This is a genomic window from Pseudomonas sp. No.117 (assembly GCF_054558395.1).
The window spans coordinates 652,880-668,311 of sequence record NZ_BAAJNP010000003.1; the positions used below are offsets into that span (position 1 = coordinate 652,880).

Here is a 15,432-nt window from a genome sequence, read left to right on the forward strand (position 1 = left end):
TGGTAAAATCCTCCGCCCAGCGTCGTCACCCCTCGGTCCGCCATGTCCAAGCTCAATCCCCGCCAGGCCGAAGCCGTGGCCTACATCAGCGGCCCCCTGCTGGTGCTGGCCGGCGCCGGCTCCGGCAAGACCAGCGTCATCACCCGCAAGATCGCCTACCTGGTGCAGCAGTGCGGCATCCGCGCCCAGTACATCTGCGCCGTGACCTTCACCAACAAGGCGGCGCGGGAGATGAAGGCGCGGGTCGCCAGCCTGCTCAAGGCCGGCGAAGGCCGCGGCCTGACCGTCTCCACCTTCCACAACCTCGGGCTGAACATCATCCGCCGCGAGTACGTGCACCTGGGCTACAAGCCGGGCTTCTCCATCTTCGACGAGGGCGACATCAAGGCGCTGCTCACCGACATCATGCAGAAGGAGTACCAGGGCGACGACGGCCTGGACGAGATCAAGAACTACATCGGCAACTGGAAGAACGACCTCATCCTGCCGGAAGAGGCCCTGGAAAAGGCGCGCACGCCCAAGGAGCAGACCGCCGCGGTGGTCTACCTGCACTACCAGCGCACCCTCAAGGCCTACAACGCGGTCGACTTCGACGACCTCATCCTGATGCCGGTGAAGCTGTTCCAGGAACACCCCGAGGTGCTGGAGCGCTGGCGCAATCGCATCCGCTACATGCTGGTGGACGAATACCAGGACACCAACACCAGCCAGTACCTGCTGGTAAAGATGCTGGTGCAGGAGCGCGCCCAGTTCACCGTGGTGGGCGACGACGACCAGTCGATCTACGCCTGGCGCGGCGCGCGGCCGGAAAACCTGATGCAGCTCAAGGACGACTTCCCCTCGCTCAAGGTGGTGATGCTGGAGCAGAACTACCGTTCCACCAGCCGCATCCTCAAGTGCGCCAACGTGCTCATCGCCAACAATCCCCACGTGTTCGAGAAGCAGCTGTGGAGCGAGATGGGCCACGGCGATCCAATCCGGGTGCTGCGCTGCAAGAACGAGGACGGCGAGGCCGAGCGCATCGCCCTGGAGATCCTCACCCTGCACCTCAAGACCCAGCGGCCCTACGCGGACTTCGCCATCCTCTATCGCGGCAACCACCAGGCCAAGCTGATGGAGCTCAAGCTCCAGCACCACCAGATTCCCTATCGACTCTCCGGCGGCACCAGCTTCTTCGCCCGCCAGGAGGTCAAGGACGTGATGTCCTACCTGCGCCTGCTGGTGAATCCGGACGACGACAACGCCTTCCTGCGGGTGATCAACGTGCCGCGCCGGGAGATCGGCTCTACCACCCTGGAAAAGCTCGGCAACTATGCCGGCAGCCGCGACCTCTCCATGTACGCCGCCGCCGACGAGATTGGCCTCGGCGAACACCTGGACGCCCGCTTCACCGAGCGCCTGGCGCGCTTCAAGCGCTGGATGGACGGGGTGCGCCAGAACTGCGCCGGCGAAGATCCCATCGGCGCCCTGCGCAGCATGGTGATGGACATCGACTACGAGAACTGGATTCGGCAGAACGCCAGCTCCGACAAGGTCGCCGACTTCCGCATGGGTAACGTCTGGTTCCTCATGGATGCGCTGAAGAACATCCTGGAAAAGGATGAGGACGGCCAGCTGACCATCGAGGACGCCATCGCCAAGCTGGTCCTGCGTGACATGCTCGAACGTCAACAGGAGGAAGAGGAAGGCGCCGACGGGGTGCAGATGATGACCCTGCACGCCTCCAAGGGCCTGGAATTTCCCTATGTGTTCATCATGGGCATGGAGGAGGAGATCCTGCCGCACCGCTCCAGCATCGAGGCCGACACCATTGAAGAGGAGCGCCGCCTGGCCTACGTGGGCATCACCCGCGCGCGCCAGACCCTGGCATTCACCTACGCCACCCGGCGCAAGCAGTACGGCGAGCTGATCGACTGCACCCCCAGCCGCTTCCTCGACGAGTTGCCGCCCGAGGACCTGCAGTGGGAAGGCCTTGAAGAAGCGCCTCAGGAACAGAAGGCCGCCCGCGGCAATGACGCCCTGGCAGCGATGCGGGCGATGTTGAAGCGGGGGTGAAGACCTCCGCTGGCGCTTACCCTCACCCCAACCCTCTCCCGGAGGGAGAGGGGGCTAGCGCGTGCCGCCGCGAGCCGAGGCATCTCGCCTTAGGCTTCGTCGTAAGGCCACTGGCTACGCGACCAACCCACCACACCGATCAGTCCCCTCTCCCTCCGGGAGAGGGCTAGGGTTAGGGCCCGCTTCACGCCGGACTAGCCTCTGCTTGGCACTCCCCCTCACCCCCAGCCCCTCCCCCAAGGGAGAGGGGAGCATCAACAGCGCCTGCCACGTCGCAGCTCCAGGTGACTGCCAACGTCCACTCCACGCCGTCCCCTCTCCCCTAGGAAGGGCGCCTGCTCCTTCCCGCTTCAAGTACCTACCAACGCCCCCCACGCCGATCCACCCCCTCACCTAGGAAGTACGGCGCCTACTACCTCCCGCTTCAGGGACCTACCAACACCCACCCCCACGCCGATCCACCCCCTCTCCCTCCGGGAGAGGGCTGGGGTGAGGGCAAACCCCGCTCCAGACCAGCCAGGCACAAGCCCCCAAAACGACAACGCCCCCGCTACCTGTCAGGCAGCGGGGGCGGTGCAGTTGTCGCTCCGCCTTACTTGGCGAAGCTGGTCACCATGTCGAAGATCGGCTTGGGACGCTTGAGGTCATACATCATCCCGAAGTGCCGCTCGTGGACCACCGGGTTGTTCGGCTCGTCGAGCAATTCGTAGACGTTGATCTCGGCCACCACGTCCTTGTAGCTGGTGTTGAGCACCGTGAGCATCTGCTTGACGCTGTCGTAGCAGGCCTGGTCGCCGGCGCGACCGCCGTCGGTGTTGCCCTGGTAGACGTTGCCGCAGTTCATCTCGTTGAAGAACACCTTGGTCTTGTACTTGGTGGCCATGGCGCGCATCTGCCCCAGGTACATGTCCATCCAGTAACCCTTGTCGTCGAAGTAGGGGTAGTAGTGGAAGCTCACGTAGTCGAAGTTGAAGCCCGACGCCTTGGCCTGGTCGAGGAACCACATGGCGCCATTGCGATCACCCGGGCAGCGTGAGGTGGCGGTCTTGTCGTCCGAGTTGCAGGCCATCACGTTGATGGTGGTCTTGAGGTTGGCGCCCAGCTCGTCCGAGGCCTGCTTGATGCCGCGGTAGATGCCGACCAGGACGTTGATGCGGTCCTGCGCACCGGCCTTGGCATAGTCCTGCTCGTTGCCGACCTCCCAGATCTTGATGTCCTTGGCGTAGCGCTTGGCCAGGGTGTAGGCCTGTGCCTGGCTCAGCTTGTGGGTGATCACCGGCCGCAGGGTGATGTTGTACTTGCGTGCCAGGGTCACCAGCCGATCCAGCCGGTCGAAGTTGGTCACCAGGTACTCGCCGGAACGATAGGTGCGCAGGTTGCGCGCCGCCAGCAACTGCAGACGGGCTTCCATCTCCGCATCCGGATAGGCGTCGCTGTTGTCGTGACCCACCACCCCCAGCGGGATGTTGGCATAGCCGGTCAGGGGCGCCGAGGAGACGGTACCGGACTGCACCGGCTGGACCACGTTCTGCACCGGTTGCGCACTGGCCACCGGCGTGGTCGTGGTGCTGCCCTGGGCCAGGGCCGTGCTCACCTTCTTGTCGAAGGCGGTCTTGTCGTCACCCGCGCTGCTACGCATGATCTCCAGCGGCAGGTTGGCGCGCGAGGTCACGCCATTGGCCAGGCGACTGGTCCAGTAGGCGCTGCCACTGCTGTCGGCGCTCCGTCCGAAGAGGGTCTGGTAGACCTGGTTGACCAAGGCTGCGCCGCTCAGGGAGCCATAGAGCGCGGTGGATTCGCTGTTGGCGGCGAAGGTGGCCGCCAGTTGCTCGACGCTCATATCGCTCGCCAGGCGCGAGGCCCAGTAGTTCAGGCCGCCGGCATCGGCCGCCCGCCCGTAGTAGGCCAGGTAGAGCTGTTCGACGGTGGTCAGCTTGGACGAGGTCGTGGCGTTGGCGGCGGTTCCGGTGGTAGCCGTAGTGCCTCCCGTGCTCGCGCCGGTCCCCGTAGCGCCCCCGGTAGTACCGGTGCCGGTCGCAGGCGTGGCGCCAGTGGTGGTACCCGAGGTGGTGCCGGTAGTACCCGTGCCGCCGGTGTTGCCCGCGGTCGCCCCGCCGGTAGCGGTCTCGGTCTTGGCCGGGGTCGTGGCGGTCGGGGTCACCTGCGGGCCGATGCCGCTGCAGCTGTCCTTGTCGAGGTACTTGGCGAGTACCGCCCACTGCGGACGGTCCTTGCCGTTGATCGGCTCGACCGCCTGGTTGTAGGTACCCCAGCCCGGGCCGGCGGCCCAGTAGGTGGCCGGAATGCAGTTCTGCTTCAGGTAGGCCAGCATGGCGTCGAGGATCGGCAACCAGCGCGCATCCGTATCCGGTACGCCGAAGCCGCCGATGAAGCCGCGCTTGTTGTTGGTCTTGAGCCAGGAGACGAAGGGCTTGAGGCGGTCGACGCCATAGCTCGATGCCAGGCTCGCCACGTTCAGATTGGTATCGAAGAAGGCCTGGGCCATGAAGACCAGGTTGTTGGCCGGGTCGGTCAGCTTGAGCAGGGCATCGTTCCACTGCGGCCAGCGGGTGGTATCGGCCCAGCCGTTGCCCTCGATGAAGATCGGATGGGTCGAATCGGCCACGCGCACGCCGTTGATGCCGTACTGGGCGGCGGTCGGCCAGTTGCTCACGGCGTCGTGGGGCTCGTTCATGATGTCGTACCCGTACAGCGCGGCATGGGTGCCCCAGCGCTGGGCGACACGGGTCATGAGATTCTGGAAGGCCTCGTAGGGCACTTCGCCCGCGCCGATGACCTTGCCCTGGTAGCGGGCGTAGTTGTGCAGATCGAGGATGACCTTGACGCCGTACTTCTGGGCATAGCCCAGGGTGCGATCGATCAGGCCGGCGTAGGTGGGATCGAGATTGACCCCCATGGACGGTTGCAGGCGCTCCCAGAGGATGGGGAAGCGCACCAGTTTCACGCCCTTGGCGCTCCACTGCTGGAAATGGCTTTCGGCCGGGAAGATGAAGTTGCGGTCGTTGACACCGGGCAGTACCTGGGCGGCGAAGGTGGCGCCGGAGAAGTTGAGACCGACCAGGTCAACGGCCTGGGCGGAGGTGGCGAGCGAAGCGGTAGCGAACAGGGCAGGCAAGAGCAGCGCCTGACGCGGCAGGCGGCGAGAGATAGAGCTAAGGATTGTCATGCAAAGGAACCAGATAGGCCGAGGTGCGCGATTCGATCCGTGCATCCCACCTCGGTACAGCAGGAAAACTGCCGGAGAAGATCGTTTCCCCGACACCTGCAAAGCCTAGTGCAAGCGGTAGACCAATAAGAACCCGTGCCATCATCGAGCAGGGGTGAACGCGGCGTTTTGCCAGATGTACGGTGCCGATGATGGCACTTTAGCTACCGTCTATCGGTGACCGCCTGGTCACGCGCGGGACCGATCAAGGCTCAGAGTCAGGCTCGCCCGCTTTCTGGCGCCTCAGGGTGCCCCGGCATAGCGCCGGATCAACGCCATGACCGGTTTTGGTCGATCCAGGTCGTACATCAGGCCGAAGTGCCGCTCGTGGGGAACCGGATGGGTCGGCTCGTCGAGCAATTCGTAGACGTTGATCTCCCGGACCACGTCGCGGTAACGGCCATTGAGTTCGGACAGGATGGCCTCGAGGCTGTCGTGGCAGCCACGGTCACCGGGCCGGCCGCCATCGGTGCTGCCGCTGTAGATCTCGCCGCAGTTGACCTCGTTGAAGAAGATCCGGGTCCGGTACTTTTCCGCCATGGCGCGCATCTGGCCCAGGTAGAGGTCCATCCAGCGGCCACGGTCGTGGTAGTGCGGGTAGTAGTGGAAGCTGATGTGGTCGAAGTCGAAGCCGGCGGCCTTGGCCTGGTCGAGGAACCACAGGGAGCCCTGCGGCTGGTTGGGGCAACGCGCCTTGGGGCCGGTGTCGTGGGGGTTGCAGGACATCACGTTGATGGTGGTCTCGAGGCCGGCGCCCAGTTCGTCGGACGCCCGGCGGATGCCCCGGTAGATGTCCACCAGCCGGCTGATGCGAATCCCGGCGCCGACCCGGGAATAATCCTGTTCGTTGCCGATCTCCCAGATCTTGATGTCCTGGGCGTAGCGCTTGGCCAGAGCATAGGCCTGCGCCTGGGTCAGCTGCTGGGTGATCACCGGCCTCAGGGTGATGCGGTATTGGCGGGCCAGGGCCACCAGGCGATCCAGCCGCGGCAGGTCGAGCAGCAGGAATTCGCCGGAGCGATAGCTGCGCAGGTTGTAGCGGTCGAGCAGCTGCAGCCGCCGCTCCATCTGCGCATCGGGATAGGCGGCGTTGTTGTCGTGGCCGACCACGCCCAGGGGGATATAGGGCAACTCGGGCAGGGCCACGGGCTCGGCGGCCCGCGCCGCGCCCATCCACAGCAGGCCCAGCGCCAGGCCTAGGCCGAACCGTCGCGAAAGGCTTCGCATCTCAGGCTTCCTTGCAGAGTGATGGCAGCGGCGGAGCATGGCAAAGCGCCGCCAGGGCCTCAACACCAGGGCGAGCCAGGCTGCGACGCCCCGCACATCTGCTCGGGTTACAGTAGGTGTCCAGGCACTTGGCCGAGGAAAGCTCCATGCCCACTACCCTGCTCGTCGCCCAGGCCTGCAATGCGCGCTGGTCCAATCACCGGCTGCTCGCGGCCTGTGCCGAGCTACCGGCCGCTGCCCTGCAGGCCGCTCAGCCGGCGGCCTTCTTCGGCTCGCTCTGGGCCTTGCTCACCCACCTGCTGGATGTCGACGGCTTCTACCTGGACGCCCTGTATGGGCAGTCTCGGCCCTATCGCGATCAGCCCTGGCCGGACCTGGCCACGCTGAGCGCGGCCCAGGCCGCCAGCGACCAGCGGCTGATCGCCCTGTGTCGCGCGCTCGAACCGGCGCGGCTGACCCAACTCATCACCCTTCCCCGCGCCACCGGCCCGGTGCGAGAACGGGTCGACCGAACCCTGCAACACCTCTTCGTCCACCAGTTGCACCACCGCGGCCAGGCCCACGCCCTGCTCCTGGCCAGCGGTGTGGCGCCGCCGCAGCTGGACGAGTTCTTCCTCGCCCAGGACGAACCCCTGCGCCGGGCGGAGTTGGCAGCCTTGGGAATCGATGAAGAGATGTTGTGGGAAATCGCGCCGTAGGTTGGGTTGAGCGCAGCGAAGCCCAACAGCCCTTGCCTCGGCGGGGCGGCAGTGTTGGGCTTCGACGATGAAACCGTCTCAGCCCAACCTACGGACTCGAGCGTCCACTCGGACAGCCCCTCTCCCTCCGGGAGAGGGTTGGGGTAAACACCGACTTCAACGTGGAAAAGGCTGCGCCGTTTTCCACCCTACGCGGACGGAGGAACTCGAGCGCCAACTCGGACAGCCCCCTCTCCCTGCGGGAGAGGGTTGGGGTGAGGGCGCCCTTGGCCACGAGGCTCTCAGCGAAAAGGGCTACGCCCAGACTCCGGATCTAGCAAAGATCCTGTAGGAGCGGCCCATGGCCGCGATGGGACGGCGCCGATGAAGCCGAACCCCTGCTCGAACAGCCCCCTCTCCCTCCGGGAGAGGGTTGGGGTAAGGGCCGCCCCAGACACCGACTTCAACGTGGAAAAGGCTGCGCCGTTTTCCACCCCACACGGACAGAGGAACTCGAGCGCCAACTCGAACAGCCCCCTCTCCCTCCGGGAGAGGGTTGGGGTGAGGGCACCCTTGGCACCGACTCCAGGTGGAAAAACTGCGCCGTTTTCCACCCTACGAGTTCGTGACGCAGATGCTCAGAAATTCGCCGGCGTGGTCGCGCTGATGAGCCGGGCCGGGGCCTCGAAGGGATTGCGGAAGCGATGCGGGCGGCTGCTTTCGAAGTAGTAGCTGTCGCCCGGTTCGAGGATGTGCACCTCACCCCCCACGGTCAGCTCCAGGCGGCCCTCCACCACCAGGCCGGCCTCCTCGCCTTCGTGGGCGTACATCTCTTCACCGGTGTCGGCACCCGGCGGATAGGTCTCGTCGAGAAAGGCCAGGGCGCGGCTGGGATGGGCGCGGCCGACCAGGCGCATGCGCACGGTCTGGGCACCGCTGGCGATGTCGATGAGTTCATTGGCGCGATAGACCACCTGGGTCGGGGCATCCTGTTCCAGGTCCAGGGAAAAGAATTCCACCAGGGACATGGGAATGCCGGCCAGCACCTTCTTCAACGAGCTGATGGAGGGGCTGACGCTGTTCTTCTCGATCATCGAGATGGTGCTGTTGGTCACCCCGGCACGCTTGGCGAGTTCGCGCTGGGACAGGCCCTTGAGGGTACGGATGGTTTGCAGGCGGGCACCGACGTCCAAGGTGGAAAAGACTCCTCGAGCAGGCGGGTGAGACGTGGCCAGGCCACGCGCTGAAGGCGTGCCGCGGCACGGTGTTCGGCATCATGGCAACGCTGTTCGAGATTTACAACACCGCGACGGACGTGCGGAGGGCGGGCCCTGCCAGCCTACCCGTGGCCGCCCGCACGACCGGCGCCAGACTCAGTCGCGATAACTGCGCGGCACCCGCTTGAGATTGCACAGCAACTGGTAGGGAATGGTGTCGCAGCGTTCGGCCAGGTTGGCGACGGAGACCTGCTTCCCCCAGAATTCGACCTGGCTTCCCACCCCGGCCTGGGGATGATCGCTGAGGTCGACGGTGAGCATGTCCATGGAGACGCGGCCGATCAACTGGCCGGGACGGCCCTCGATGGCCACCGGGGTCCCATTGGGCGCATGGCGCGGATAGCCGTCGGCGTAGCCCAGGGCGACCACCCCGACCCGAGTCGGCCCCGAGGTAACGAAGCGGGCGCCATAGCCCACCGGCTCGCCGGCCGGCAATTCGCGTACGGCGATCACCCGGGAGGTCAGGGTCATCACCGGCTGCAGTCGTTCGGCGGCGGCCTGGGGCGCAGTGAAGGGCGAGACGCCGTAGAGCATCAGCCCCGGTCGTACCCAGTCGCCGGCCGCCTGGGGCCAGCTCAGGGTCGCCGGCGAATTGCGCAGGCTGGTGGGGCCCGGCAGGCCCTCGGTGGCCGCGCGAAAGGTGGCGATCTGGGCCGCGGTGGCCGGGCTGTCCGGTTCATCGGCGCGGGCGAAGTGGGTCAGCTTGACGATGCCGCTGACCTTGCCGCTGGCCAGCAGGCGCCGGTAGGCGGCCGCGTAGTCCTGGGGAAAGAAGCCGACCCGGTGCATGCCCGAATCCAGCTTCAGCCAGACCTGCAGCGGTCGCGCCAGGGTGGCCCGCTCCAGGGCCTCCAGTTGCCAGTCGGCGTGGATCACCGTCCAGAGATCGTGTTCGGCGATCAGCGGCAATTCGTCGGCGGTAAAGAAGCCTTCCAGCAAGAGGATGGGCGCGCGGATACCTGCAGCGCGCAGCTCCAGGGCCTCCTCGATGCAGGCCACGGCGAAGCCATCGGCCTCGGGCGCCAGGGCGCTGGCCACCGCTACCGCGCCATGGCCATAGGCATCGGCCTTGATCACCGCCAGGGCGCGGGCGTCGGCGAGTTCACGGGCCAGGCGGTAGTTGTGGCGCAGGGCGGCAAGGTCGATGACGGCGTGGGCGGGACGCATGGGAGGTCTCGGCAAGGAAGATATAGGGAGGGTCTGCAGCACCCTCACCCCGGCCCTCTCCCAGGGGGAGAGGGGGAACAGCGGTCTTACGCCTTCACCGCGGCGATGACGTTCATCTCCACCAGGATGTCCGGCTTGGCCAGCTTGGCTTCCACGGTGGTGCGACCCGGGGTGGCGCCCTGGGCGACCCATTCGTCCCAGGCGCGGTTCATGCCCTCGAAGTGTAGGGCGATGTCGCGCAGGAAGATGGTCACCACCAGGATGTGCTGCTTGTCGCTGCCGGCCTCGGCGAGGAATTTGTCGACGTTGGCCAGGGTCTCGCGGGTCTGCTGGTAGATGTCGCCGGAAAAGTCGTCGGCCAGCTGGCCGGCGAGATAGACGGTGCCGTTGTGGATGTTGATTTCGCTGAGGCGGCGATCAGTGTGCAGACGCTGTACGGGCATTGCGCGGGGACTCCTGGTTGGCGGAATAGCGGGAGATGTCGAGACCCTCGGCGCTGATCTGCGGGCGCTTGCGGGCGATCAGGTCGGCCAGCAGGCGACCGGAGCCGCAGGCCATGGTCCAGCCCAGCGTCCCGTGCCCGGTGTTGAGGAACAGGTTGCGATAGCGGGTGGCACCGACGATGGGGGTCCCGTCCGGGGTGGTGGGTCGCAGGCCGGTCCAGAAACTGGCCCGGGCGAGGTCGCCACCGCGAGGATAGAGATCCCCGGTGATCATTTCCAGGGTCGCGCGGCGCCGCGGATCCAGGCTCAGGTCGAAGCCGCAGATCTCGGCCATGCCGCCGACGCGGATGCGATCGTCGAAGCGGGTGATGGCGACCTTGTAGGTCTCGTCGAGGATGGTCGAGGTCGGCGCCATGCTGGCATCGACGATGGGCACCGTCAGCGAATAGCCCTTGAGCGGATAGACCGGGGCGCGGATGCCCAAGGGCGCCAGCAGCTGGGGCGTGTAGCTGCCCAGGGCCAGCACATAGTGATCGGCGGTAAGCAACTCGCCGTCGACCTTGACACCGTCGATCCGGTCGCCACTGGCGCTGAGTTGCTGGATCTGGGCACCGAAGCGGAATTCCACGCCCAGGCGGCGGGCTTCCTCGGCCAGGCGATTGGTGAACAGGAAGCAGTCGCCGGTCTGGTCGTTGGGCAGGCGCAGGCCACCGGCCAGCTTGTGCTTGACCGCCGCCAGCGCCGGTTCGACCCGGGCCACGCCGTCGCGGTCGAGCAGTTCGAAGGGCACGCCGGAGCGCTCCAGCACGGCGATGTCCTTGGCTGCGGCGTCCACCTGCTGCTGGGTACGGAAGATCTGGGTGGTGCCCAGCTGGCGGCCTTCGTAGGCGATGCCGGTGTCCTGGCGCAGCTCGTCGAGGCAGTCGCGACTGTATTCGGACAGTCGCACCATGCGCTCCTTGTTGACCGCATAGCGGGCCGCGGTGCAGTTGCGCAGCATCTGCGCCATCCACAGGTACTGGCTGGCATCGCCGGTCAGGCGAATGGCCAGGGGCGCGTGCTTCTGGAACAGCCACTTAAGCGCCTTGAGCGGCACGCCGGGCGCGGCCCAGGGCGAGGCATAGCCAGGCGAGACCTGACCGGCATTGGCATGGCTGGTCTCCAAGGCGGGACCGGCCTGGCGATCGACCACGACCACCTCGAACCCCTGGCGGGCCAGATAGTAGGCGCTGGTGGTGCCGATGACGCCACTTCCCAAAACCAGTACACGCATCGCTAGCTCCTGGCCGGCGAGAGGATTTCGCCGGCTTTCGTCGGAATGAAGGTAGATACGGCAAGTATAGAAAGCCGCTCGCAGTGCTAATCACTGAAGAATTGCCTATATTCGGAGTAATTTTCCGGCAAAGCCTCCTTCGGCAGAGACCCCCGCGATGCGTACCCATCACCAGGCTCGACGCGAGCTCGACAAGATCGACCGCAATATCCTGCGCATCCTCCAGGAAGATGGGCGCATCTCCTTCACCGAGCTGGGCGAACGGGTGGGCCTGTCCACCACCCCCTGCACCGAGCGGGTCCGCCGCCTGGAGCGCGAGGGCATCATCCAGGGCTACAACGCCCGCCTCAATCCGCAGCATCTCAAGGCCGGCTTGCTGGTGTTCGTCGAGCTGAGCCTCGACTACAAGTCCGGCGACACCTTCGAGGAATTCCGCCGCGCCGTGCTCAAGCTGCCCCAGGTGCTGGAATGCCATCTGGTCTCGGGCGAGTTCGACTACCTGGTCAAGGCGCGCATCTCGGAAATGGCCTCCTATCGCAAGCTGCTCGGCGACATCCTGCTCAAGCTGCCCCATGTGCGCGAATCCAAGAGCTACATCGTGATGGAAGAGATCAAGGAGACCCTGAGCCTGCCGGTGCCGGATTGAGGCTTTTCGCCACGCGCCCGACGCGGTAGGGTCCCGCATCGCCCGAAGTGAAGCCGTTCATGTCTGCCCACGCCCCCTCCTACTACGCCGCCACCGCCAACCAGACGCTGAGCTTCCCGCCCCTCGAGGGTAAGGTCCAGGCCGATGTCTGTGTGGTCGGTGGGGGCTTTTCCGGGCTCAACACCGCCCTGGAACTGGCCGAGCGCGGCGCCAGCGTGGTGCTGCTGGAGGCGCGGCGCATCGGCTGGGGCGCCAGCGGGCGCAACGGCGGCCAGTTGATCCGCGGCGTCGGCCACGACGTCGAGCAGTTCGAGCCGGTGATCGGTGCCGAGGGCGTGCGCGAGTTGAAACGCCTGGGCTTCGAGGCGGTGGACCTGGTGCGCCAGCGCATCGCCCGGCACGGCATCGCCTGTGATCTCAGCTGGGGCTTCGCTGACCTGGCCAACAAGCCGCGCCATTGGCAGCACCTGCAGGAGGAGCACGCCGCCCTCCAGGCCCTGGGCTACCCTCATCCGCTACGCCTGGTACCCCAGGCCCAGTTGGCCGAGGTGATCGGTTCCGCGCGCTACGCAGGGGCCCTGGTGGACGAAGGCTCCGGCCACCTGCATCCGCTCAACCTGGCCTTGGGCGAGGCCGCCGCGGCCAGGGCGCTGGGCGTACGACTCTTCGAAGGCAGTCACGTTACCCGCCTGGAATACGGCCCCAAGGTACGGGTGCATACCACCCGTGGCCGGGTGAGCGCCGAAACCCTGGTGCTCTGCTGCAACGCCTATCTCGACGACCTGCAACCCGAGCTGTCCGCGCAGATATTGCCCGCGGGCAGCTACGTGATCGCCACCGAGCCGCTATCCGCCGAGCGCGCCGCGCGGCTGCTGCCGGGCAACCGGGCGGTCTGCGACCAGAACGTGGCGGTGGACTATTTCCGCCTCTCCGCCGACCGCCGGCTGCTGTTCGGCGGCGCCTGCCACTATTCCGGACGGGACCCCAAGGACATCGCCGGCTACATGAGGCCGAAGATGCTGGAGGTCTTCCCGGAGCTGGCCGATGTCCGGGTCGACTATGCCTGGGGCGGCATGATCGGCATCGGCGCCAATCGCCTGCCGCAGATCGGCCGGCTGCGCGAGCACCCCAACGTCTTCCATGCCCAGGCCTATGCCGGCCACGGGGTCAATGCCACCCACTTGGCCGGCCACCTGCTGGCCGAGGCCATCCTGGCGCAGTCGGCCGGCTTCGACCTTTTCGCCCAGGTGCCCCACGCGCGCTTCCCCGGCGGTCGCCATCTGCGGTCGCCGCTGCTGGCCCTGGGCATGCTCTGGTACCGCCTGAAGGACCTGCTGTGATCCGCCTGGTCATCCCCCTGCTGCTGGCGCTGCTCACCGGCTGCGCCACGCCGATCCCACGCACCGCCTCCCAGGTGCTGCCGGCCGCCGGCACCGCCCTGGATAGCCAGGTGCGCCAGGCCGGCGCCGCCCACCCCGGCCTGTCGGGACTGCGCCTGCTGGAAACCAGCACCGACGCCTTCACCGCCCGCGCCGAGCTGATCCGCAAGGCCCAGCGCAGCCTGGACATCCAGTACTACATCGTCCACGACGGCCTGACCACGCGGCTGCTGGTCAACGAACTGCTCAAGGCGGCGGATCGCGGCGTGCGCATCCGCTTCCTCATCGACGACACCAGCAGCGACGGCAATGACTACCAGATCGCCGTGCTGGCCGCCCATCCCAATGTGCAGATCCGCGTTTTCAATCCGCTGCACCTGGGCCGCAGCACCGGCCCGACCCGGGCGCTGGGCCGGCTGGTGGATCTCAACCACCAGCACCGCCGCATGCACAACAAGCTGTGGCTGGCCGACGACAGCGTGGCCATCGTCGGTGGCCGCAACCTGGGCGACGAGTACTTCGACGCCCGTCCGGAGATGAACTTCACTGATCTCGATCTGCTCGCCGCCGGTCCGGTGGCGCGTCAGTTGGGCACCAGCTTCGACCAGTACTGGAACAGTCCGCTGAGCCAGCCGGCCCGGCGCCTGCGCTGGTTCGCACCCTCGGCCCAGGCCCTGGTGCGGTTGCGCGCGCGTCTGCACCACTATCTCGACAGCGAACGCACCCAGGACCTGGCGCTGTACAACCGCCTGCGCCGCTACGCCACCGCGCCCCAGCTCGACGGTTGGCTGCAGGAACTGACCTGGGCCCACGCCCAGGCACTCTGGGACGCGCCACGCAAGGTGCTGGCCGACGACGAGCCGGACTGGCAGCTGCTGCTCACTCATCAGTTGCAACCGACCCTGGACGGTGCCCAGCACGAGCTGCTGTTGGTGTCCTCCTATTTCGTACCGATGAATCAGGGCGTCGCCTACCTGGGTGGCCTGGCCGCCCGCGGGGTGGATGTCAGGGTGCTGACCAACGCCCTGGAAGCCACCGACGTGCCCGCCGTGCATGCCGGCTACGCGCCTTATCGCGCGGCGCTGCTGGCCGAGGGCGTCAGGCTCTACGAACTGCGCGCCCGCCCGGACCAGCAGAGGTCCGCCCTGCCCTACAGCTTCGGCGCCTCCGAATCGAGCCTGCACACCAAGGCGATGGCCATCGACGGGCGCTGGTCCTTCATCGGCTCCTTCAACTTCGATCCGCGTTCGGTGCTGTGGAACACCGAGGTCGGCATCCTGGTGGACAGCCCCGCGCTCACCGGTCGCCTGCGCCAGCTGATGCTGCAGGGCATGGACCCCAGCGTCTCCTATGCCGTCAAACGCGTCGAAGACCGCGGCCAGGTGCACTTGGAGTGGCTCACCGAGCGCGATGGCCAACCCAGGGTGCTGCATCACGAACCCGGCAGCGCCTGGCGCCGCTTCAACGCCTGGGTGGTCAAGGCGGTGGGGCTGGAGCGGATGCTCTAGGCTTCGCCCTCTCCCCAACCCTCTCCCAGGAGGAGAGGGGGTTAGCTCGTAGGTTGGGTTGATACGGCCTCATCGTCGAAGCCCAATAACCCACGCCATGGCAATCCTGTTGGGCTTCGCTGGCGCTCAACCCAACCTACGCACTTCCGCGGCACCTTAGGTTGGGTTGAGACGGCTCCATCGTCGAAGCCCAACAACCAGCGCCCTGCCAACCCAGTTGGGCTTCGCTGGCGCTCAACCCAACCTACGCACTTCCGCGGCACCGTAGGTTGGGTTGAGACGGCTCCATCGTCGAAGCCCAACAACTAGCGCCGTGCCCACCCCGTTGGGCTTCGCTGGCGCTCAACCTAACCTACGCAACTCCTCGGCATCGTAGGTTGGGTTGAGACGGCTCCACCGTCGAAGCCCAACAACTAGCGCCCTGCCAACCCCGTTAGGCTTCGCTGGCGCTCAACCCAACCTACGCAACTCTTCGGCATCGTAGGTTGGGCTGAGACGGCTCCACCGTCGAAGCCCAACAACCAGCACCGCGCCAGACCTGTTGGGCTTCGCTG

At 66.4% G+C, this 15,432-nt stretch carries 11 protein-coding genes; 5 read left to right on the top strand and 6 right to left on the bottom strand.

Annotation, left to right across the window (positions count from 1 at the left end):
• Positions 1 to 42 precede the first annotated feature (42 nt).
• The gene (gene rep / locus ACYJP6_RS09815) at positions 43 to 2,055 is read left to right on the top strand and encodes a DNA helicase Rep (RefSeq protein WP_459474795.1); all 2,013 of its coding nucleotides are present in this window, start codon (positions 43 to 45) and stop codon (positions 2,053 to 2,055) included.
• A gap of 592 nt (positions 2,056 to 2,647) precedes the next feature.
• On the opposite strand, the gene ACYJP6_RS09820 is transcribed toward rep, so the two are convergent.
• Both ACYJP6_RS09820 and ACYJP6_RS09825 read right to left on the bottom strand, forming a co-directional pair.
• On the bottom strand, positions 2,648 to 5,191 hold the full coding sequence (locus tag ACYJP6_RS09820; RefSeq protein ID WP_459474796.1) for a cellulase family glycosylhydrolase: 2,544 nt from the start codon (positions 5,189 to 5,191) through the stop codon (positions 2,648 to 2,650).
• A gap of 333 nt (positions 5,192 to 5,524) precedes the next feature.
• Positions 5,525 to 6,508: a hypothetical protein gene (locus ACYJP6_RS09825; RefSeq protein WP_459474797.1), complete on the bottom strand. Its 984-nt coding sequence runs from the start codon at positions 6,506 to 6,508 to the stop codon at positions 5,525 to 5,527.
• A 146-nt stretch (positions 6,509 to 6,654) separates the two neighbouring features.
• Between ACYJP6_RS09825 and ACYJP6_RS09830 the strand changes: the two genes are divergently transcribed.
• A complete protein-coding gene (locus ACYJP6_RS09830) occupies positions 6,655 to 7,206 on the top strand; it encodes a DinB family protein (RefSeq protein ID WP_459474798.1) in 552 nt (183 codons plus the stop codon).
• Between the two features lie 617 nt (positions 7,207 to 7,823).
• Here the strand turns inward: ACYJP6_RS09830 and ACYJP6_RS09835 are convergent.
• The 4 genes from ACYJP6_RS09835 to dadA form a co-directional block, all read right to left on the bottom strand.
• The gene (locus tag ACYJP6_RS09835; RefSeq protein ID WP_459474799.1) at positions 7,824 to 8,378 is read right to left on the bottom strand and encodes a cupin domain-containing protein; all 555 of its coding nucleotides are present in this window, start codon (positions 8,376 to 8,378) and stop codon (positions 7,824 to 7,826) included.
• Positions 8,379 to 8,558: 180 nt separating this feature from the next.
• Positions 8,559 to 9,629, bottom strand: a complete 1,071-nt coding sequence (gene alr, locus ACYJP6_RS09840) for an alanine racemase (RefSeq protein WP_459474800.1) — start codon at positions 9,627 to 9,629, stop codon at positions 8,559 to 8,561.
• Between the two features lie 86 nt (positions 9,630 to 9,715).
• The gene (locus ACYJP6_RS09845) at positions 9,716 to 10,072 is read right to left on the bottom strand and encodes a RidA family protein (protein ID WP_058761624.1); all 357 of its coding nucleotides are present in this window, start codon (positions 10,070 to 10,072) and stop codon (positions 9,716 to 9,718) included.
• Positions 10,047 to 11,345: a D-amino acid dehydrogenase gene (gene dadA, locus ACYJP6_RS09850; protein ID WP_459474801.1), complete on the bottom strand. Its 1,299-nt coding sequence runs from the start codon at positions 11,343 to 11,345 to the stop codon at positions 10,047 to 10,049. The genes ACYJP6_RS09845 and dadA overlap by 26 nt, the downstream gene beginning before the upstream one ends.
• 157 nt (positions 11,346 to 11,502) lie before the next feature.
• Here dadA and ACYJP6_RS09855 point away from each other — a divergent pair, with 157 nt between their 5' ends.
• The 3 genes from ACYJP6_RS09855 to ACYJP6_RS09865 are packed head-to-tail and all read left to right on the top strand — an operon-like array spanning position 11,503 to position 14,878.
• Entirely contained in the window at positions 11,503 to 11,991 is a 489-nt protein-coding gene (locus ACYJP6_RS09855; RefSeq protein ID WP_058785672.1) for an Lrp/AsnC ligand binding domain-containing protein, read from the top strand.
• A gap of 59 nt (positions 11,992 to 12,050) precedes the next feature.
• Positions 12,051 to 13,331, top strand: coding sequence for an NAD(P)/FAD-dependent oxidoreductase (locus tag ACYJP6_RS09860; protein ID WP_459474802.1), 1,281 nt, complete (start codon positions 12,051 to 12,053; stop codon positions 13,329 to 13,331).
• Positions 13,328 to 14,878, top strand: a complete 1,551-nt coding sequence (locus ACYJP6_RS09865; RefSeq protein WP_459474803.1) for a phospholipase D-like domain-containing protein — start codon at positions 13,328 to 13,330, stop codon at positions 14,876 to 14,878. The genes ACYJP6_RS09860 and ACYJP6_RS09865 overlap by 4 nt, the downstream gene beginning before the upstream one ends.
• Positions 14,879 to 15,432 lie beyond the last annotated feature (554 nt).